Source organism: Desulfuromonas svalbardensis, assembly GCF_055389415.1.
In genome coordinates, this window is the sequence record NZ_AP042416.1 from 1,854,349 (window position 1) to 1,876,253 (window position 21,905).

The window sequence follows — 21,905 nt, forward strand, 5'->3', positions numbered from 1 at the left end:
AACGTTATTAAATATTATTTGTATAGGATACCAAACAGATATGGCCATAGAAGAATTTGAGATTATTAATAGATTGGGCTTACATGCTCGCGCGGCAGCACAATTTGTCCAGATTGCGGGTAAGTTTTCAGCAGAAGTCTTTGTTGAAAAAGATGATTTTGAGGTGAACGGTAAAAGTATCATGGGTATTTTAATGTTAGCCGCGCCGCAAGGGACGTTGATTCGTGTTCGGACCGAAGGTGATGATGCTGATGAGGCTATGAGTGCCATTGGAAAAATAATCAATGACAAATTCGGTGAAGACTAGTAACGAAAATTTTTATCGCTACGGAGTTGCCGCATCGCCGGGGATTTCGATTGGTGAAGTGTTTCTTCTCGACCGCCAACGTGTTTCCGTTGTTGAATATACCATTGCGGAAAATGAGGTGGAACCTCAAATCGATAAGTTTGAGGCTGCTGTCGAGCAGGGCAAGCAACAACTTCTTGATGTGCAAAAAACTCTGTCCCTGACATCACGCTCTGAGCATTTTTATATTATTGATACTCAGTTATTGATTTTAAATGATCAGATGTTGCTGGATAGCACAAAATCTCTTATCCGGGATAAGCATCTTAATGCGCAGGGAGCTTTGAAAAGGGTTCTTAATCAGTTTCGCCAGACCTTTGATTCGATTGAAGATGAATATTTGCGTGAACGAGGTTCAGATATTGAACTTGTGGGTGAGCGAGTTCTACGTAATTTGCGTGGAAAAGTTCAACAGTCTGTTCACGATCTCGATAAAAAATCAGTCATTGTCGCCCACGATTTATCTCCAGCGGACACGTTGCAGATGGATAAAAAACAGGTGATTGGTTTTATTACCGATTTAGGTGGGCGGACATCGCATACGGCTATTTTGGCGCGTTCATTAGGGATTCCTGCGGTGATTGGTTTAGAGAATGTGACCGAGCAGGTGTCATCATCGTGCATGGTGATTGTTGATGGCTGTAGTGGTTGTGTTATTTTTAACCCCTGCCCAGTGACCTTAACCACCTATCTTGAAAAGCAGCAACGCTATCAACTGTATCAAGAACAGTTACATGAATATTGTGAACTTCCAGCTCAAACACGTGATGGTAAAACGGTAAAACTTAAAGCAAATATCGAGTTTCCCGAAGAGGCAGAGCTTGCAATTCACAACGGTGCAACAGGGATTGGCTTACTGCGAACCGAGTTCATGTATATGGCGCGGCAACAACCGCCATCCGAAGAGGATCAATTTAATGAATATCGGCGGATTATCCAACAGGTTGATCCACATCCGGTAACCATTCGTACCTTAGATGTCGGTGGCGATAAATTCGTATCTAATATTTGCTTAAAGGATGAAGCTAATCCAGCGATGGGGCTGCGTTCTATTCGACTCTCGTTGCGCGAACAAAAGCTCTTTCGCATTCAACTTCGGGCGATTTTAAGGGCCTCCGCTCTGGGTACCGTGCGGTTGTTGTTTCCGATGATTAGCGGTGTTTCTGAAGTGCACTCGTGTAAGGCTATTCTTAATGAAGTGATGGCTGAGTTACGGTGTGAAGGAATTGCCTTTGATGAAAAAATAGCCATTGGTATTATGATTGAAACACCGTCGGCAGTATTATTAGCTGACTTGCTTGCCAAAGAGGTCGATTTTTTCTCAGTGGGAAGCAACGATTTGATCCAGTATTGCTTGGTTGTTGATCGTGGTAATGAGCATGTCGCTTATCTCTACGAACCAATGCATCCTGCAATTCTGCGTGCGTTAAATTGTGTCGCCAAGGCGGCACGGGACGCAGGGATTCCTGCCTGTATTTGCGGAGAAATGGCTTCAGAACCTATTTTCAGCGCCTTGCTGTTGGCTATGGGCTACAGTGAGTTATCGATGAATAGCAGCGGGATTTCTCAAGTGAAAAAATTATTACAGCAGTGGGACAGTGTTAACGGTGACCAACTCCTTGAGCAAATTCTACAATTATCTACCGCCGCTGAAGTCTCCGAGCTTGTCAGCGCCAAGGTGAAGTACTATTTCCCCCATTCTGAAGATGAGGGTAATTTTGGTATCTAATCGCGAGTTAAACACGCTATGGATTCATTTCAATCTTTTTTAAACTGATTATTCAATTGATGCCAAACCCGTTATGATTTATATTGTTTGGCTTGCTGCGTTATTAATACCGCTGATTTGAGATTGACGCTAACTCTCTTGGTGAGAATAGCACTCCATACAAATTTTAAGTTTATACCGTGTCACAATAGAAAGGGATATCGCAATGCCAATGACCGACTTTATGTTTACTTCCGAATCTGTGAGTGAGGGCCATCCAGATAAAATGGCTGATCAGATTTCTGATTCAATTCTTGATGCTATTTTAGCACAGGATAAATATGCTCGTGTCGCTTGTGAAACGATGATTACCACTGGCATGGCAGTACTGGCTGGTGAAATTACCACCCATGCTCAAATTGATTATTCTGAGATCGTTCGTCAAACGATTCGTGACATTGGTTACGTTGGTTCTGATGTTGGTTTTGATGCGAACACCTGTGCTGTGCTAACGTCACTTGATCGTCAATCTCCAGATATCTCTCAAGGGGTAACAGCTGGTGAGGGGATGTTTAAAGATCAAGGCGCTGGCGACCAAGGCTTAATGTTTGGTTATGCGTGTAATGATACCGCTCAATTGATGCCAATGCCGATTGTTTTTGCTCATCATTTGACGCAACAATTAGCGGCGGTACGCAAAAGTAATGTGATTGATTTTCTTCGCCCTGACAGCAAATCTCAAGTCTCTATTGAGTATGTTGATGATAAGCCGGTACGTATTGATGCGGTTGTTTTATCTACCCAACACAACCCCGATGTTACACATCAACAGATTGAAGAAGCGTTGATGGAAGAGGTGGTAAAGAAAGTTCTTCCAGCTAATTTGCTCGATGCGAAAACAAAGTATTTTATCAACCCAACAGGTCGCTTTGTTATTGGTGGCCCTGTCGGTGACTGTGGCCTAACGGGGCGCAAAATTATTGTTGATACTTATGGCGGCCAAGGCTCCCATGGTGGCGGTGCTTTCTCTGGTAAAGACCCTTCAAAAGTCGACCGTAGTGCATCGTATATGGGGCGTTATGTGGCAAAAAACATTGTTGCTGCTGGCCTTGCTGATAAGTGTGAAGTTCAGATTGCCTACGCGATCGGTGTCGCTGAGCCGGTATCGGTTATGGTCAACGCCTTTGGTACGGGGAAAATTTCTTCAGAACAAATTGCTCGTATTGTTGCTGAAGAGTTCGACCTGCGTCCTGCGGCAATTATTGAAACGTTAGATTTGTTGCGTCCCATTTATCGTCAAACGGCAGCTTATGGTCATTTTGGTCGTGAGTTGGCTGATTTCACCTGGGAAAAAACAGATCGTATTGCGTCATTGCGTAGTCGTGCAGGACTTTAAATTCAATTGATTTGATATGCAATAGGGCGGCCTGAGGGTCGCCCTATTTTGTTCTGGTTGTACCGTAATATTTCCTCTATTGGTCTAGCCTGCCTTATGTCTACCGTTTTAATCCCTGACCTCTCAATTATTATCCCACTCCTCAATGAGGAGCAAACTCTGCCACACCTTTTTGATTCCCTCGAAGCACAGACAGGTTTGTGTTGCGAAGTGATTTTTTGCGATGGTGGTTCTGAAGATAAGTCATTATCACTACTGGAAAACTATGTTCGCAGTAGTTGTCATCAGGTTACTGTTCTTTCAGGAGATCATGGTCGTGGTCGGCAGATGAATCAAGGTGCCGGTGTCGCTAACTCGGAACGGTTGTTATTTCTTCACGCCGATAGCTTTTGGCAACAAACGACACTTTTACAGGATGCACTCAACTGTTTTGATGAATTAGAATCTGAGTCTCCATCAACATCGATTGCCGCTCATTTCACGTTGCAGTTTAGCGGTTCGGGTTGTCACACCCGCTTTTACCGTTATCTCAGTGAAAAATCACAACTAAACCGATCCGGAACGATTTATGGCGATCAGGGAATGTTACTCTCAAAAAAGTTGTGGCACGAGATCGGTGGTTTTAGCGATGATATCGTTATTCTTGAAGATGTGCTGTTTGTCGAACAGCTAGCTCAGCTTGGACGATGGGTGTTACTGCCACAGGTGATCTTTACCTCAAATCGACGCTATCAACACGAGGGTCGCTTACAGCGAGTGATTCGTAATGGTCTGATGCTTATTGTTTCTGGTGCAGGATTTGGCCACCTGCTGTCATCTAGCGCTGCATTAAGTGGTGGTTATCACGCTGGTGACCGTGGCTCAACTTTATCGTCGTTCGCAGCGTTATTGCACCGAATGTCGCTGACGCGCTATGGTTGTTTCTGGTATGGTTGTGGCCGCGAGATTGCTCACCATTTTTGGTTGGTGATTTATGCAACCAGTTGGGCGATTCCATTGTTAGACTGTGGTCAGCGTCGGGCGATCTTATCGTTCCATGATCGTCGTGTTGCATCGCTGTTGACTTATTCTATAATTTATACTTTTTTCGCTGTATTAAGTTGGTTTTTGTTTTATCTATTTTATCTCTGTTTGCCGCTAAGCTGGTTGGTTCAGCGCAAGGGTAAGCAGCGTCAATTTCCTAAGGAGCATGTATGAGTAGCGTATCGAAGGTAAGTGTTGAAAGCATTGTAAAAGATCTCAGCTTGGCTGATTGGGGCCGTAAAGAGATCACGATCGCTGAAACTGAGATGCCCGGTTTGGTGTCTATTCGTGAAGAGTATCGCGCGAGTCAACCCTTGGCCGGTGCGCGTATTTCGGGTTCACTTCACATGACCATCCAAACTGCGGTGTTGGTCGAAACATTGGTTGCCTTAGGTGCTGATGTCCGTTGGGCTAGTTGTAATATCTATTCGACACAAGACCATGCTGCCGCAGCTATTGCTGAAATAGGCGTTCCAGTTTTTGCCATTAAAGGGGAAACTCTTGAGGAGTATTGGGAATATACTAAGAAGACATTGTCTTTCCCCGAAGGTCCAACTTTGATTCTCGATGATGGCGGCGATGCAACCCTGATGGTTCATCGTGGCGTGGAACGTGAGATTGAGTTTGAGAAAACAGGAACACTCCCTGAGATTTGTAACGATCACGAAGAAATTCGTATCGTAGATACTCTATTGAATCGCACCCTCGGTGAGGATGGTTCCTTCTGGCGCAAGTTGACGAAAAACCTGATTGGTGTCAGTGAAGAGACAACAACTGGGGTTCACCGTCTGTATCAGATGGCACGTGATAACACGTTGATGTTCCCAGCATTTAACGTCAACGATTCGGTCACCAAGAGTAAGTTTGATAACCTCTATGGCTGCCGTGAGTCATTGCTCGATGGCATCAAGCGCGCAACCGATGTCATGATTGCTGGCAAAAAATGTGTGGTGTTGGGTTACGGTGATGTTGGTAAAGGCTGTGCTCAAGCATTTCGCGGCATGGGAGCAATGGTTTCTGTTACTGAAATTGATCCAATTTGTGCCTTGCAAGCCTGCATGGAAGGGTTGAACGTTGTCGATATGGACGAGGCGTGTGAGTGGGGTGATATTTTTGTAACCACCACAGGTAATGTTGATGTGATCACCCGCGAACACATGAACAAAATGAAGCATGAGTGCATCGTGTGTAACATTGGTCATTTTGACTCAGAGATTCAGGTTGAATCAGTATTTAATGATCCTGGATTGACTGTGCATGAAATTAAACCACAGGTGGATCAAATTGAGTGGCCAGACGGTAAGCGGGTGACAATTCTTGCCCGTGGTCGTTTGGTTAACCTCGGTTGTGCAACAGGTCATCCAAGTTTCGTTATGAGTAACAGCTTTGCCAATCAAGTGTTAGCACAAATTGAGCTGTGGCAGAATAATGATCAGTATGAAAATAAAGTCTATGTTTTACCGAAGATTTTGGATGAAAAAGTTGCCATGCTTCATCTTGGTAAGTTGGGTGCTAAACTGACAACACTGAGTCAAAAGCAGGCCGATTATCTCGACCTACAGATCGAAGGGCCGTATAAGCCCGAGCATTACCGTTATTAATTCGCTGCGTTTGTAAGCGATTGAACGATTGAGTTAAAAACAAAAGCCCGTATCATTTTGATACGGGCTTTTGTTGGTTTAATACGTTTTGATTACGGTCTATTTTGGTTGTAGACCAACATCTTCAGCCAGTTTTTTCCACGCTGGTAAGCTGCGCTCAATCATCTCTTTGTCAATGCAGTAGGCAATACGGAAATAACCTGGTGCACCAAAGCCTTTGCCGGGAACCAAGAGGATATTGTATTCCTGCGCACGTTGAACAAAGTCAACGTCATCGGCTAGGGGTGATTTAGGGAACAGATAGAACCCACCTTGCGGTTTAACCACTTCAAAGCCAAGGGCGGTAAGCTCCTGATAAAAAAGATCTCTCTTCTCTTCATACTCGCTAATATCAACACTGGCATGTTGTAGTTTTGTCACCAATCGTTGCGCGAGAGCTGGGGCATTAACAAACCCGAGTACGCGATTACTAAAAACAGCACCGTCCATGAACAATTGGCCATCACACATGGCTGGATTAATGGCCAGATAACCGATCCGCTCACCCGGTAGAGCCAAATCTTTCGAGTGCGATGTCACGATGATTGAGTTATCAATACAATTGAAAATGCATGGGACATCGAGGTTGTCGTAAGACAAGCGTGCATACGGCTCATCGGAGATCACATAGATTGTTGAGTTAAGCTCCTGTTGCTTGCGTTGCAACAACTCATTGAGTGCGCTCAAATCTTCAGCAGGGTAGATCACCCCAGTGGGGTTGTTCGGTGAGTTGACAATAATCGCCTTGGTGTTGGCATTAATCGCCTGCTCAATCGCAACAAGATCAAGTTGAAAATTGTCAGGATTCGTTTCAACAACCGTTGATTTTCCCGCATGGTTATCGATATAAAACTTATACTCAACAAAGTACGGCGCGAGGATGATCACCTCTTCATCTGCGTTTAAAATCGTTTTTAATACGACATTTAACGCACCGCCCGCACCGCAGGTCATAATCACTTGCCCTGCACCAACATTGAGGTTACTCCGTTGCGATAAAAATTCAGCCACAGCAGCACGGGTTTCATCATAACCAGCATTACTCATATAGCGATGCATGCCCAGCTCAGGACTATTGGCAATCTTTTTAAGCTCATCGCGAAACGCTTGCGGTGGTTCAACGGATGGATTACCAATGGTAAAATCATAGACATTTTCAGCACCAAACTTCTCGCGAAGCTGTGCCCCTTGTTCAAACATTTTTCGAATCCAAGAGGATTGCTCGATGCAGTTCTGGATCTTGGTTGAGATAGCCATAAAAAGCTCCTTTTTTAATATTGTTGGCGTCGCAAAAAGTCCGCCCACCTGCGTTGCAGCGTTTATTCAAGAGTTCGACATACAGCACGTATGTCTTCTCCCATGAATAAACACTACGCCTTGGGGAACGAAATTTTTGCTTAGCCATCTAATTTGTTTTTGCGAGATCATCAATATTGTATTGTTTCAGCCGCTAAACCTGCTCTTTTGAGTTCAGAGAGGGGCACGAACAAGGCTAATCCAATTTTAAATTGCGATAATTTATCCGTTGCGAGTCTAACCACGGTGACGTTTACGGTCAAGGATAAAGGGCTTCATTCGATCAAATTGACCTCAATTGGGAACTGTGTTAGCGTCAATAATAAGATGTTTTTTTTCTCATCTGATGATGCCATTGTTTAGTGGTCCAAACTCGTATGAAAGTCACTGATTGTTGATGCTTAAACTGCTCACAAACATTACGTTTACTCTTCTACATACCTTTGTAATCCTTGTCAGTTTGGGGTTGCTAACGAGCTGTCTCTCCTCTGGTGTTCAATCAAGGCCCCCTCAGCTACCTTCAACCTCAGCCCCTGTGGTACAAAACTCGCACAGCTATTCCGATTATATCCAAGCCCGACTTCTGGTTGCCGATGGTGAAGTTGATTTGGCGCATGTCGCGCTTGATCGAGCGATTGCAGCTGACCCCGACGCGGTGTATCTCTATTCGGCGCAGGCTTCGCTCTATTTAGATCATGGTAAAAGTGAGCAAGCGTATCCACTGTTGATAATAGCTCTTAACTACAGTCCCGATGACTTAACATCACAATTGCTACTCGCTGATCTGTTGCACAGTCGTGGCAGTACTGAAGATGTCGCTCGGGCGATGACTCTGTTCCATCGTGTGTTACAGCAGAATCCCGATATGGATGAACTGTACATTCATTTGACCCGTTTGCACCTTCAAAATAATGACTTTGCTCAAGCAACTGCAATTTTGAATCAGTACCTCCAGCGCCAACCCGAAGCTTTAATGGGTTTAATGGAGTTCGCCCGACTTCACCGCTTGCAAGGGGAGTGGTTGCTGGCTGATGAGGGCTATCGTAAAGTGATTACTCTTTATCCTGACCATCGTCGGGCCTATGTGTTGTTGGGTCAATTGCTAGAGAAACGCAAACAGTTCGACGAGGCGCTGCACACCTATCAGCAGGGGCGCGAGGCAACGGGCGATCATTTTTATTTCGATCACTTGATCTCTGCATTCTTACTGCAACATCAGCGCAACGATGAAGCCGATATCGTCTTAGATCGCCTGCTCGCTAACGATCCGTTAGATGCTGATGCACTCAGTAAACGGGGATTGATCTATTTTGAAGCTGAAAAGTGGTCGCAAGCCGAAGTTGTTTTCCGACTCGCTGTGTCGCAGCAACCGGCATCACAACTGTATTATTGGCTCGCTTTTAGCCTAGAGCAGCAACAAAAGTGGCAAGAATCCATTGCTTTTTATCAACGAGTTGAGGAACCTGTTGCGCTACAATACCAAGCCTTTGAGCATTTAAGTCAGGTGTACGCACAGCTCGGTCAGTATGGCCACGCCGCCTCGACCCTCGAAACGTTGCTGAAACACAGTGGTCAAGGGCGATTGAATGCGCAACCGCAGGCTTACCTGCAATTGGCTTTGTTTTACCATTACCAGCAATTAAAACAGCAGGTTCTCGAAGCCATACAGTGGGGGATTGAGGAGTATCCAGAAAATGCTTCGCTCTATTTTGCTTTAGGTGTTTATTATCAACAATATGATGAATTGGTGTTGATGGAAGAGGCGATGCGGCAGACCCTCATTTTGCAAAATGATCATGCAGGCGCTCTGAATCATTTGGCTTATACTTACGCTGAAGCAGGAAAAAAACTTGATGAAGCGTTAGAGATGTCTTTAAAGGCTGTGGCTGTCCAAACACAAGAGCATGGCAGTTCTGATGGAGCCACTCTCGATACCTTAGGGTGGGTCTACTATAAACTCGGCCAATATGATCAAGCACGTACAATTTTAGAGCAAGCCGTTGAAGAAACACCCGACGACTTGCATATTCAAGAGCATCTTGCTGATACCTATCAGGTTTTGGGGCTAAATCATTTGGCGGGTGAAATCTATCGTGGAATTTTAGACCAAGCGCCTGATACCGAATCGGTTGCTATAAAATTGAAAGAGATTCAACCATGAATTTATCCACGCACCATCGTTTCGTTTTTATCGTACTGCTGTGTGTGTTATCCAGTTGCATGAAACAGCCGCCGCAACCGACGACCCCAGTGGTCGATAATGCAGAAATGTTGCAATGGATTCAGGCGCGCCAGTATCAGCATCAGAGTTTAAGTGCCCTCGTGCAAGTCAAGATGACTCAAAACTCCAAGAGTTGGTCGACGACACAGGCATTGCTTGTTGCAACGCCTAATCGACTACGAGTTGATATGATCAATTTTTTTGGTCAATTGTTGGTTCAGCTGTCCGTCAATGGGCCACAATTAAACGCCTATGTTCCGCGTGACCAAACCCACTATTTTGGTATGCCAACCCTTGACAATATACAACGCTTTACTGGGCTACCATTGCCGATAACCGATCTGGTCGCGCTTCTTTTGGGCAAAATGCCGCTTGGTGTTCTTGAAACAGCACACGTAACGGCATGGGGAAAAGGGCTTATTTTTTCCATCGCTGCTGGAGTGGACTATCGGGTTGAATTTGATGGCAAGCGGGTGGTTGATCTTCTTTATAGTGTCAATAACACGACCGTTTATCACGTTAAATATGGCCCCTATGTTGGTGATGATAACTATCCACAGCAACTAGAGCTACAGGCACCAATGAATGACATTGGCGTTGTGGTGAAATTTGAAGAGTTAGAGCTCAATCCGACCCTGTTAAAACAACAATTTGACTTACTGCTGCCAGAGAATACTTTGAGCCGCTCCCTTTCCCAGAGTGAGGAGACCCTGTGAATCTGATCCGTATCGCTGTTGTCCTGTGTTTGCTGTGCCTGCTGCCTGCATGTCGTCAGCAGCATGAAACGCTCTATAGTGATGAAAATAGCGATGGATCTGCCGTCGTTGGCGACACCATCATTATGGGAACCATTGGCGATGCCAGTAACTTATTGCCGATGCTCTCTTCCGATAGCACCTCGTCAACGGTTGCCGCGCAGGTTTACAACGGCTTAATTCGCTACGATAAAGACCTGAACTTTGAGGGTGAGTTGGCCGAGTCGTGGCAGATATCTGACGACGGTTTGACCATCACCTTTCACTTGCGTCACGGTGTGACATGGCATGACGGAGCGCCATTGACCTCTGCCGATGTGTTGTTCACCTATCAACTCCTGATCGATCCCAACACGCCTACCGCCTATTCTGAACGCTATAAGCAGGTGGTGGAAGCCAGCGCACCCGATCCATATACCTTTATTGTTCGCTACGATAAACCCCTCGCTTCAGCCCTTATTAGTTGGGGGATGGCGATCCATCCTAAGCATCTGCTCGAAGGGGCCGATCTCGATAGCACACCACTGGCTCGCGCTCCTATCGGCACAGGGCCGTACCGTTTTATTGAGTGGCTACCCGGCGAGAAGATTGTGCTAGAGCGCAATGAAAACTATTTTGAAGGCGCTCCCAACATCAAGCGTATTGTCTATCGGGTGATTCCCGATCTCACCACCATGTTTTTAGAGCTGCAATCGGGCGGCCTCGATCAGATGGGCTTAACACCGCTCCAATATGCCCGTCAAACCGATGCCCCTGGTTTTAAGCGCCGCTTTAATCGCTACCGTTATCCGGCATTTGCTTATACCTATTTAGGCTATAACCTAAATAGGCCGATGTTTCAGGATAAACGTGTCCGTCAAGCGTTGACCTACGCCATCAATAAGCAGGAGTTGGTCGATGGCGTGTTGATGGGCTTAGGCACGGCGGCTACTGGGCCCTATAAGCCGGGTAGTTGGCCGCACAATCCCAATGTGAAACACTATGATTATAACCCACAAAAAGCTGCGGAATTGTTGACCGAAGCAGGGTGGGTCGATGTGGATGGCGACGGCGTGCGTGAAAAAGATGGCGTTGACTTGAGCTTCACTATTGTCACCAATCAGGGCAACGACCAGCGGATAAAATCGGGCGAAATTATTCAACGCCGCTTTCAACAGGTTGGCGTGAAGGTTAAGTTACGGGTGATCGAGTGGGCCTCATTTTTGAAAGAGTTTATCAACCCAAGTAATTTTGATGCGACGATCATGGGCTGGACCGTCCCAATTGATCCTGATGGTTATAACGTCTGGCATTCAAGTAAAACCAACCCCGGTGAGCTGAACTTTATCGGCTTCAAAAATCAGCGCGTCGATGATCTGCTCGAACTCGGCCGGCGCTCGATTGATCAAGCTGAGCGTAAGGTGATCTACGATGAATTTCAGCAGATTTTAGCCGAAGAGCAACCGTACACTTTTTTGTTTGTTCCTGAATCACTACCGGTAGTTGCGAAACGGTTTCGTGGTGTTGAAGAAGCGCCAAGCGGTATTATGCATAACTTTATCCGCTGGTATGTACCCACAGCCGAACAGAAATATAAGCGATAGGATCACCCATGATTTTATATCTCACCAAACGACTGTTGATGATGATCCCGCTGCTATTGGGGATCACCTTGATCTCTTTTGTGGTGATCCATCTGGCCCCCGGTGAACCGACTGACATGCAAACCGATCTCAACCCCGAAGCAGGGATCGAGCTTAAAAATCGTTTACGCGCCCAATACGGTCTCGATCAGCCCCTTGTCGTGCAATATGGCTTATGGGTTAAACGGATCGCCAAACTCGATTTTGGCACCTCTTTCTCACAAGATCGCCGCCCGGTGTGGGATAAAATTGTCGAGCGTTTACCCATCACTATTCTTATCAACGTGTTGTCCATCGCCCTCATTCTGGTGTTTGCCATCCCGATAGGGATTTTATCGGCCACAAGGCGCAACTCAATGTTTGATCGCTGGACAACGCTGTTCGTCTTTATCGGCTTCGCCACGCCGTCATTTTGGTTGGCATTGCTGTTGATGGACTACATGGGTGTTTACCTTGGCTGGTTCCCCATCTCAGGCATCAAGTCTCTCGGTTACGAATACCTGACTCGTGGTGAACAGATATGGGATGTCATTCATCACTTGATGTTACCCGTCATGGTCTCCGCCTTTGGTGGCCTTGCTGGCTTTTCGCGTTACATGCGTTCCAACATGCTCGAAGTGATTCAGCAGGATTATATTCTTACCGCTCGCGCTAAAGGGTTAAGTGAGTGGACGGTGATTGGCAAGCACGCACTGCGTAACGCCTTGTTGCCCCTCATCACCATCCTTGGTCTATCTGTTCCTGGTCTCATTGGCGGTAGCGTTATATTTGAAAGTATTTTCGCTATTCCTGGGATGGGGAAGCTATTTTATGATGGCGTTATGATGCGCGATTATCCGCTGATTATGGGGATTCTGGTTATTGGCGCCTTTTTGACTTTGATTGGTAATATGCTGGCTGATGTTGGTTATGCGTTAGCTGATCCGCGGATTCGGAATAAGTAGGGGAGTGAATGATGGGTGTTCAGAAATTGATCAGCATGTATGAAGAGACTCTCGGTAAAGTGATTCATACTGGGCCGTGGGTGGAGATCACCCAAGAACGCATTAACAACTTTGCTGAAGTGACTGGTGATGTTCAGTGGATTCATACTGATCCAGAACGTGCCGCCAAAGAATCACCTTACGGTGCTACTGTGGCGCACGGTTATCTAACGCTCTCTATGTTGCCGTTTTTAACGGAAAGTAACCATCCTGATTTTTTTATGAAAAATTATCCGGGTATGAAAATGCGGGTGAATTATGGGTTAAATAAGGTGCGTTTTCCAGCGCCGGTTATTTGTGGTTCTATGATTCGTGCTGTTACGGTTCCGCAGCAGGTTAAGCAGGTTGGTGATGCTGTTGAGATTATTTATTTGCTGACTGTTGAGATTGAGGGGAAGGATAAACCCGCCTGTGTTGCTGAATATATTGCTCGGTTGTATTCATAGTTACTTTTTAGTCTTTTTTAAATAGTCAAAATCTAAATCAAGTTCGTGAGGTCTCGCCCTCACACTGCGACACACTTTCTTTGCAAGGCCCCAAAGCAAGTGTGCAAAGAAATGGCCTTTTAAAATCTTGCCCTGCGGGATGACCCCAACCTAACCGACAATGAATCTTTTTCCCTCTTACATATCATCGCGGTTCGTCGGCCTCTCGACCTCCAAATCGGTGCTACTTCGTTGATCTGGCATAGAGGATTTTGGTTCAGAGTGGCTCTCAAGTTTTCAAGTGGCACCTGAATTGTTTCATTTTGCGAGTTACGTGCTACGCAGGGTTACTCCAGTGGTCGGTGACCACTTAGCAGTTAGAAATGTATGTTATTTATCTCTAAATTCCCCCATTTGCCGCAGCCGAGTGCAATGAGCGTCAACGAGAACGGTTACCCGTAAACTGTCTGAGCGCAGCGAGTTTTTACGTGTTTCTCGGTGGTAGCGATTGCAGTGAGGGAACCCGCAGGGCAAGACAATTGCGGGTCATGTTTTGCGTACGTTTGGATGACGCTAAAAGTATGGCGACGCGCGGGGGCGCAACCCCGCTTAGTTAATCTGTTGATTGTTATTATCCGTCGTTTAATGTTGATCAGGCTCCACAACCTTCAAATATCAAGTTCAAGTTCGTGAGGTCTCGCCCTCACACTGCGACACTCTTTCTTTGCAAGGCCCCAAAGAAAGGGTGCAAAGAAATGGCCTTCTGCCCTGCGGGATGACCCTAGCCTAACCGACAATGGGTCTTTTTCCCACTTGCGCACCCTTGGCGGTTCGTCGGCCTCTCGACCTCCAAATCGGTGTAACTTCGTTGATCTGGCATAGAGGATTTTGGTTCAGGGTGGCTTTCAAGTTTTCAAGTGGCACCTGAATTGTTTTATTTTGCGAGTCACGTGCCATGCAGGGTTACTCCAGTGGTCGGTGACCACTTAGCAGTGTTGGAAATTTGTAGGTCGGGCATTGTCCGACAGTTTTTGACGTTGTGTTTCTCGCCATTGATTATTTAATCACCAAACTCCCCATTTGCCGCAACCTTGTTTATTTAATTTATTACGTTACACACTTCGCTTTTACTTACCCACACCATGTAGAACGTCAGTCAAACAGGGGTTGGTCTAACCGTGTCCGTGGAGTTAAGGGAATAGATACAAAGGTGGGCTTGACAAGAGTTGTAGGATTGTTGATAGTGAGACGTTTGAAATTAAGCCAAACTTACCTGGCTGATGAGGCTAGCATTACTGTTTAACCAGATAAATCAATGCTAACTTTTTCATGTTTAGCTGATAATATCCTGATAACTTGAAAATATTGAAAATGACAAATACGGAAAAGTTTTCCACTTATCACCAATGTTAGGTTTCGAATGAATGAAGAGGCACTGAAAACAAAAGTACGCCATTACTTGTCTCCAGATTTTATTATTAGGGAGGAAGTCGAAGGAGTACATATTGTTACTGGAGAAAAAGTCAAAATCGACTTTCTCATATATCCGAAACAGCACTTACTTGAAAACGGCTTTGAAGATTTTTGGGTAGGAATCGAAGTCAAATCACCCAATGTTAAAGAAAGTCATAAAAACGGGACAAAAATAGCGTGGCAAGCAATAACCTACAAGCAGTCAATTTTTGAAGAAAAGATTAACCCTGCTTTTGTTTTAACTTATCCTAGAATCACTGAATTTTATAAAAATTTAAACGTATTAAATGAAACAACAGGAACAACTTTTACACATAACGAAGGTAGGAATGTTGGGCAACTACTACAAAGAGCAAATGTTGGACATTTAGAACTTCGAAAAGATTGTTACTGGTCTCTAAAGTTTGAGTCGGAACAGTTTTATTACAGCAACAAAAAGGGCAAGGGACAAGTCAAAAATCTTGGTGTCACAGTCCATGTGGGTAGCACGAAAAGGAACCTAACCATCAAATAAACCGGACGGAAGTTACGTCTGCTACTTAATCCGAATAATTTGATGGTGCGCATAAGTCAGCACGCCGCCCGTTATTAAAAACGTTATGCACGAAAAGAACTGAGGACTAAATGGAAATTGGCGTTGCAGGATTAATGAAGATAGCTGAAATGATATGTGGAGATAAACCATTCGACTATTTTCCTTATCGCAGCTCTTCAAATTTGACTCGTTTTTTTATTGGTCTTGATCTGGATTATGTTCACGATGGCTCAACGCGGAGGCATTGGGTAAATGATGCCCTGAAGGAGTTAAGTGCAAAGAAACAGCCGAATACAAATATGCCCTCTGCAGAAATGGTGAAAGTAATTGAATATCTGCTCCACCCAGATCATTTCCTGTTTGATGAGAAAGTCGATCGAGGTAAGGCTATTGAGGCAGTACTCGCTTGTCTTAAAACTTATGACTTGACCATAACCACGCAACCCAATGGACTTATAAATCTTGCACCCACACATGGTGAGTTTGTGTCAACCGCTCACTCCGAGGTTCCTACCGAAAAGCTAGTAACTTTCAAGCCGAGCGTATTTAATGTCCCCAACAAACCTCAGAATCCAAAGCTAATCTCTGTAATGATGCCATTTAACGCCTCATTCTCCAGCACCTATACTGCTATAGAGCGCGTAGCCGATCACATGGGTTTAGAGTGCGTGAGAGCAGACAGCATTTGGGATAACTCCACATTTATTCAAGACATATTCGACATAATCTATTGTGCAAAGGCTGTAGTCGTAGATTTTAGCGGCAGAAATCCAAACGTGATGTATGAAACGGGGATTGCTCATACTTTAGGAAAAATCGTCATTCCAATAACGCAGTCTCTTGATGACATCCCCTCAGATCTTGGGCATCACCGGGCATTAAAGTACTTGCCTAACGAAGAGGGGTATAGAGATCTCAGCAACGAACTATACAAGAGATTGCAAACCATATATAGGGAAAATGCATAACAATGCCGTCAAATCGGACGCATTTTTCGTTCACTTTGCTCACTACAAATACACCGGTTACGGCTGGCGTTATGTGTCTATGTAATTCAAGTATCGCTAATATAGGAAGATTAAATGAAGACATCAAATAGCTCAATAATTCCGTTAGAGCCTGATACTCAAAAAGAGTTAGAAGCAGTGCTGAAATCAGGAAAACCTGCCAAGGTAATGCTCGAAGGGTGTGATACGGTATTCATAATGCAGCAAGCTGAAAAGGGCAATGAATACGAACTGTCTCAGGTGACCTCAGAGTCGTCTAACGAAGAGATGCGCAAGGCTTCAGGAAAAATCAAAGAACGAATCAAGTAAAATAGACAGAAAAATCATGGGGTCTAGCATCGGATTATTTAGATGACGGGCTCCCCCTGTTAAATCAAATAGATACCTCCTACCACTCAACATAAATGACAATTTCAATTCATTTTGTATTCACTCTTCTATCCTGTAATTGTTACAAACATTTGATTTTAAAGTTCTTTCTGTGTATTCTGGTATTCATTCATGTATTCACAGGCTTGAAGGGGAAATCAGGTGTCCATAAATTCTCAGGATGAACAACTTAGAGCAGCATTGTTATCTGGGGCTAAAACGCCTAAAGCTCTGCGGCAAACTTTGCAGATCAGCCAGCCGACGCTGTCGCGTGCGATCAATCGAAATAGAAGAACTATTAGTTCTTTAGGTGCGGGTCGTTCTACGCTTTATGCCATAGCCCGTCCTTTGAGTGTGATCGGATCTGAGCTACCTGTGTATCAAGTTAACGGCGAAGGCTCTTCGCGAAAAATTGGTATCTTATATTCCTTACTCAATGGTGAATATTACTGGAATGGGAGTGTTGGACACAGTGGTTTGATGAGACATCTGCCGTGGTTTATAGAAAACTTGCGACCAGAAGGATTTCTTGGCCGGGCCTTTGCGGAACACTGTAGCCACATCATGTTGCCACCACGATTATCCGACTGGTCAAATGATCATCTTTTGCAAGCTCTCGCACAAGCAGGGTCAGATCTTCCTGGTGATCTGGTGGTTGGTAAAGAGGCTCTGAATCGGTTCCTTCTTGGTGAAAAGGGTGAGGACGATATACCCCATTCAACTCAGAGAGAAACCCTTTATCCCATTCTTGCTGAGCGCGCTTTAGCTGGAGACCCTCCGGGATCATCTGCCGGTGGCGAACAACCTAAGTTTTGTATTCAGCTACGTACTCCAGCCATTGCCAACGTTCTGGTAAAGTTTTCTCCTGCGCGGGAAACTATGGAAGGGCAACGCTGGGCCGACCTGATTCTTTGTGAGCATTTAGCTCTCCAGACGATGTCTGAGTCCGGTCATTGTGCTGCAACCTCACAGTATTTTACGTTTGGTTCCCGCTCATTTCTTGAAGTGGAACGTTTTGATCGAAGCGATCTATTTGGCCGCCGTGGTATATGTTCTCTTGGCATTCTTGATAGTGAATTTGTCGGCGGTGAACGTGACAACTGGCACCGTGCCGCTCAACAGCTGCATGACGATAAAAAAATTAACACCAAAGATATGGAAAGTATTTTTTGGCAGGAAGCTTTTGGTCTTCTTATCGCCAATACCGATCAACATTTTGGCAATATCTCGTTTTTCACTCAGTCTTCAGACTGTTTTGGGCTATGTCCTGCTTACGACATGCTGCCCATGTTTTACCGACCAGCACCGTCTGGGGAGATCGTCGAGCGTCATTACCAGCCCCGTCCAGTGCCTCCTGAACTGTTGCCATATTGGGACGATGCCAAACAATGGGCGCACGTATTTTGGCAAAAAGTTGTCAATCATCAAGAAATCTCAGCCAGTTTTAAATCCATTGCCACGTTTCATGTAGGGCAGGGGCTGAAGGGTACAACGGGTAAACGTCGGCCACAGTTGATTGCGTAAGTATTTTACCTATCACGGTATCGATTACTGAATAGACCTATGTCATCGTTTTCACCTTTGTAACTCACCCACATTCTGGTACAACACCCCCTATGGAAACTACACTATACAAACTCATCATCGCGATCCTGATTTTCGACTATGTCCTTGAACGCGCACTCGATTGGCTCAACGCCAGCCGCATGGGCCAAGCTATCCCAGCAGTTCTTGAAGGGTTGTACGATCAACAAAAGTATGACAAACAGCAGTTGTATCAAAAGACAAATACCCGTTTTTCACTACTGACTTCAACGTTCAGTTTAGTCGTGTTGCTGGTCTTTTTATCGTTAACAGGGTTTGCCAAGCTGCACGTTTTTACCGCAGGCATAACTGATAATGTATTACTGCAACCGCTGATCTTTTTTGGCCTGATGATGCTGGCTCAAGATCTTATCAGTCTACCGTTTCAACTGTATCAAACCTTCGTTATCGAAGAGCGTTTTGGCTTCAACAAAATCACTGGCAAGCTGTTTGTCATGGATAAAATCAAAGGCTGGTTGTTGATGGCTGTGCTCGGTGGTGTCGTGCTGTTTTTGATCACGTGGTTTTATTATCGTACCACTGACCAGTTTTGGCTCTACGCATGGGGATTAATGGGCGGAATTAGTCTGTTTTTTGTCATGTTCTATTCGAACCTAATTGTTCCACTGTTTAATAAACAAACCGAATTGGAAGATGGCGAGTTAAAAACAGCCATTGAGACCTTTGCGGGCAAAGTCGATTTTTCAGTAAAAGATATTTTTGTGCTCGATGGTTCCAAGCGCTCGACTAAAGCCAACGCGTATTTTACTGGCCTAGGTAGCAAGAAACGGATTGTGCTGTTTGATACGCTGATCAATGATCTTTCTACAGAAGAAGTGGTGGCTGTGTTGGCACATGAGATTGGCCATTACAAGAAGAAACACACCCTGCAAGGGGTCGTGATCTCTCTGTTGCAAATGGGGGTCATGTTCTACCTGTTGTCGTTATTTTTAGGTCAGGCGGTGTTTTCGCAAGCCCTAGGTGTTGAAACAGCGGTGTTCCATATTGGTTTGGTGGCTTTCGGTATGCTTTATAGTCCCGTTTCATTATTGACGGGTTTACTGATGAACCACTGGTCGCGTAAAAACGAGTATCAGGCCGATGCTTTCGCCTGTACGCACTTTGATGGTGCGGCATTAGGGAATGCATTAAAAAAGCTCTCGGTCAACCACCTGAGCAATTTAACGCCGCATCCTGCGTATGTGTTTTTTCACTATTCCCACCCCAGTTTACATCAGAGATTGGTGGCAATGGCTCAATTTGAATGTGACGATGACGTGGCGTAGCACTGACGTTGATTGCACAACGGTATCACTCGTCCTTGAAGCAGGACGGTAATCATATGGCATCGTTTAAATTGGTAGTCACGAAACAATGTCAAAAAAAGTGACTTGATGTTATCATGTCATGTGTCAAAGATTTTTTCTGTTAAAAGTATTATTACTCAATAGGAACCACTATGAAAAAAACGTTTCAAATTACTCATCCGAAATTGCCAGTGCCACGTCGTGTTGAAGCAATTAAGCACGAAGTGAAAAAATATATTAAGCGTGAGCGGAATAAAAAATTGCCCGATGATATCGATTTTTGGGACTTTGATTGCCGTTATGGCGCCGATGAAGCGACGAGTGAAGAGATTCACCTCTCTGAAATTAATAAATATATCTCTCAAGCTGAAGCGAATGGCCTTGAATCTTTTTATTTAGAGATTTTGGTTAAATCAGGGATTCGTACTAAAAAGCCACGGGTGATTAAGGAAGTGGTTGAAGAGGATATTGCTCCAAGCAGCGATGAAGAGTAAAGTAGCGAACAACACTTTGTAACGGGAGTATCGATTTCTTCTGTTCTGAGATCCATTACTATTTAAGAGGCCTGATCATTTGATCAGGCCTTTTTTTGTTCTAAATATCCTCCAGTTTGACATGCAAACTCATGTATCAAATTGGCTCTATGTGTATCTGTATAGCGGTAAGCATTGTACCGTAATGTATCGCTATTACCTTAAGTTCATAAGTAGTAATTCAAAGTACATACAATTTTGACCACTTACTGTCACTTTTACGTGTTGGCACGATCATAGCTAAGAACCCAACAGGTTTAATGCGATTTAAACGTCGTTTTATTTTCATACGATATGTCCTTCATTGCAATTTTTATCAATGGGATGAGTCGTATTTTTTTACTTGTTGGGAGAGATTATGTTTAAAAAGTTTTTGGGGATTGTCTGTAGTTTTGCCGTGTTAATCTGTTTTGCACCTGTAGCGAGTCAGGCTGAGATAGTCGTAGTAAGTACTGATCAGGGCTGGGAGTTTAGCACTGACGGTATGGTCAACTTGTTTGCTGTGACCTCATCGGGAGATAAGCGCCCTGATAATGTCAATAACGGCATCACCTTGGGGGATGGCAATGATTCATTCCGTTTACGTTCGGGATTTTTGCCGGGGGTGTTGGCCTTTAATATCAAAGCACCGACGATTAATGGCTTAGATATGGGCGCACGCATTGGCTTTTATCCAAACCCGCAAAATGCCAATACAAAAAACAGTTTTGGTACTCAGATCGACTTACGTGAAATTTACTTTACCGTTGATGGAACGTTTGGTCAGTTTTTGCTCGGTAAAACCTTGAGCTTGTTTCAAGGCCAAAACACATTGAATGGCATGACCTTGATGGGTACTGGTGTGAGTGCTATCTCTGGTGGTGGAACGACTCTGGGCAATATCGGTTACGGTTATATCTACCCGCAATACAATGCCCAAATTCGCTATACCACACCAACGCGCTATGGCTGTAAGTTAGCTGTTGGAATTTATGATCCGAGTGTGATCGCATCATCTGGTATTGAGGCAGGTGTCACCAAGGCGCCCCGTTTTGAGTCAGAGGCAAGTTACACCGCTGATTTTAGTGGTCTGAGTGTTAAAACATGGCTCAGTGGTTTGTATCAAAATGCTGAATTTGAAGAAACAGGTAAAGAAGTGGAAGCCAATGGTGTTGCTGGTGGTGTGGCAATTGGTTTCAAAGGTGCCGAACTCGTTCTGTCTGGTTTTGATGGTCAGGCCCTTGGTTCAACGTTGATGCTTGATACCGATTCTCTTGACCCTGCTGGTGATGAGCGCGATAGTCAGGGCTACATCGCGCAACTGAGTTATACCTACAATAAAACCAAATTTGGTGTGGCTTACGGTTGTAATGAGATTGATGAAACTTCGATTGAAGAAACCGTTCGTAGTGGCGGTGGTGTGGCAGAACTTGAAGAGCAAAACATGCTGACTTTTGGTGTCTATCATGATTTGAATGACCACTTTAAGTTGGTCGCTGAATACAGTCAGGCTGAGAACACCTGGTTTGGTGGTCAAAGTCAAAATGTCGATTTTGTCAGCGTTGGCACCTTTTTCATGTGGTAGTCAATTAATATGTCAGATTAAACGCAACAACGCCGATTCGGATCTATTCGAATCGGCGTTGTTGTTTATTGAATGAGCAAGAAGGGGGAGTAATCATTACGACACTATGGATTAATGG

18 protein-coding genes are annotated in these 21,905 nt (G+C 44.7%); 17 read left to right on the forward strand and 1 reads right to left on the reverse strand.

What is annotated here, in order from left to right; genetic code table 11:
- The first annotated feature begins 40 nt into the window (after positions 1 to 40).
- From ACZ5KY_RS08440 to ahcY, 5 genes are all read left to right on the forward strand, one after another.
- Complete coding sequence (locus tag ACZ5KY_RS08440) at positions 41 to 307, forward strand: HPr family phosphocarrier protein (protein ID WP_464243456.1); 267 nt, start codon at positions 41 to 43, stop codon at positions 305 to 307.
- Positions 285 to 2,075, forward strand: a complete 1,791-nt coding sequence (gene ptsP / locus ACZ5KY_RS08445) for a phosphoenolpyruvate--protein phosphotransferase (protein WP_464243457.1) — start codon at positions 285 to 287, stop codon at positions 2,073 to 2,075. The genes ACZ5KY_RS08440 and ptsP overlap by 23 nt, the downstream gene beginning before the upstream one ends.
- A 205-nt stretch (positions 2,076 to 2,280) precedes the next feature.
- A complete protein-coding gene (gene metK / locus ACZ5KY_RS08450) occupies positions 2,281 to 3,450 on the forward strand; it encodes a methionine adenosyltransferase (protein ID WP_464243458.1) in 1,170 nt (389 codons plus the stop codon).
- 96 nt (positions 3,451 to 3,546) lie between these two features.
- Positions 3,547 to 4,647, forward strand: coding sequence for a TIGR04283 family arsenosugar biosynthesis glycosyltransferase (locus ACZ5KY_RS08455; RefSeq protein WP_464243459.1), 1,101 nt, complete (start codon positions 3,547 to 3,549; stop codon positions 4,645 to 4,647).
- Positions 4,644 to 6,074, forward strand: a complete 1,431-nt coding sequence (gene ahcY / locus ACZ5KY_RS08460; RefSeq protein ID WP_464243460.1) for an adenosylhomocysteinase — start codon at positions 4,644 to 4,646, stop codon at positions 6,072 to 6,074. Before ACZ5KY_RS08455 ends, ahcY begins: the two co-directional genes overlap by 4 nt.
- 99 nt (positions 6,075 to 6,173) lie before the next feature.
- Here the strand turns inward: ahcY and ACZ5KY_RS08465 are convergent, their stop codons facing one another.
- Positions 6,174 to 7,370: a pyridoxal phosphate-dependent aminotransferase gene (locus ACZ5KY_RS08465; RefSeq protein ID WP_464243461.1), complete on the reverse strand. Its 1,197-nt coding sequence runs from the start codon at positions 7,368 to 7,370 to the stop codon at positions 6,174 to 6,176.
- Positions 7,371 to 7,944: 574 nt separating this feature from the next.
- On the opposite strand from ACZ5KY_RS08465, the gene ACZ5KY_RS08470 reads away from it, so the two are divergent.
- From ACZ5KY_RS08470 to ACZ5KY_RS08525, 12 genes are all read left to right on the forward strand, one after another.
- Positions 7,945 to 9,570 (forward strand): tetratricopeptide repeat protein, encoded by a 1,626-nt coding sequence (locus tag ACZ5KY_RS08470; RefSeq protein WP_464243462.1) that lies wholly within the window; start codon positions 7,945 to 7,947, stop codon positions 9,568 to 9,570.
- Entirely contained in the window at positions 9,567 to 10,346 is a 780-nt protein-coding gene (locus ACZ5KY_RS08475) for a hypothetical protein (protein ID WP_464243463.1), read from the forward strand. The genes ACZ5KY_RS08470 and ACZ5KY_RS08475 overlap by 4 nt, the downstream gene beginning before the upstream one ends.
- Positions 10,343 to 11,968, forward strand: a complete 1,626-nt coding sequence (locus ACZ5KY_RS08480) for a peptide-binding protein (protein ID WP_464243464.1) — start codon at positions 10,343 to 10,345, stop codon at positions 11,966 to 11,968. Before ACZ5KY_RS08475 ends, ACZ5KY_RS08480 begins: the two co-directional genes overlap by 4 nt.
- Positions 11,969 to 11,976: 8 nt before the next feature.
- The gene (locus ACZ5KY_RS08485) at positions 11,977 to 12,951 is read left to right on the forward strand and encodes an ABC transporter permease (protein ID WP_464243465.1); all 975 of its coding nucleotides are present in this window, start codon (positions 11,977 to 11,979) and stop codon (positions 12,949 to 12,951) included.
- Between the two features lie 8 nt (positions 12,952 to 12,959).
- Positions 12,960 to 13,436: a MaoC family dehydratase gene (locus ACZ5KY_RS08490; protein ID WP_464243466.1), complete on the forward strand. Its 477-nt coding sequence runs from the start codon at positions 12,960 to 12,962 to the stop codon at positions 13,434 to 13,436.
- A 1,399-nt stretch (positions 13,437 to 14,835) separates the two neighbouring features.
- Positions 14,836 to 15,402: a hypothetical protein gene (locus ACZ5KY_RS08495; protein WP_464243467.1), complete on the forward strand. Its 567-nt coding sequence runs from the start codon at positions 14,836 to 14,838 to the stop codon at positions 15,400 to 15,402.
- Between the two features lie 110 nt (positions 15,403 to 15,512).
- On the forward strand, positions 15,513 to 16,391 hold the full coding sequence (locus ACZ5KY_RS08500; protein WP_464243468.1) for a hypothetical protein: 879 nt from the start codon (positions 15,513 to 15,515) through the stop codon (positions 16,389 to 16,391).
- 114 nt (positions 16,392 to 16,505) lie between these two features.
- Positions 16,506 to 16,739, forward strand: coding sequence for a hypothetical protein (locus ACZ5KY_RS08505; RefSeq protein WP_464243469.1), 234 nt, complete (start codon positions 16,506 to 16,508; stop codon positions 16,737 to 16,739).
- Positions 16,740 to 16,961: 222 nt separating this feature from the next.
- A complete protein-coding gene (gene yjjJ, locus ACZ5KY_RS08510; RefSeq protein WP_464243470.1) occupies positions 16,962 to 18,323 on the forward strand; it encodes a type II toxin-antitoxin system HipA family toxin YjjJ in 1,362 nt (453 codons plus the stop codon).
- A 92-nt stretch (positions 18,324 to 18,415) separates the two neighbouring features.
- The gene (locus ACZ5KY_RS08515; protein WP_464243471.1) at positions 18,416 to 19,669 is read left to right on the forward strand and encodes a M48 family metallopeptidase; all 1,254 of its coding nucleotides are present in this window, start codon (positions 18,416 to 18,418) and stop codon (positions 19,667 to 19,669) included.
- Between the two features lie 173 nt (positions 19,670 to 19,842).
- Positions 19,843 to 20,184 carry a DUF6172 family protein gene (locus ACZ5KY_RS08520; RefSeq protein ID WP_464243472.1) on the forward strand — a complete coding sequence of 114 codons (342 nt, stop codon included), beginning with the start codon at positions 19,843 to 19,845 and terminating at the stop codon, positions 20,182 to 20,184.
- Between the two features lie 397 nt (positions 20,185 to 20,581).
- Positions 20,582 to 21,787: a porin gene (locus ACZ5KY_RS08525; RefSeq protein ID WP_464243473.1), complete on the forward strand. Its 1,206-nt coding sequence runs from the start codon at positions 20,582 to 20,584 to the stop codon at positions 21,785 to 21,787.
- Positions 21,788 to 21,905 lie beyond the last annotated feature (118 nt).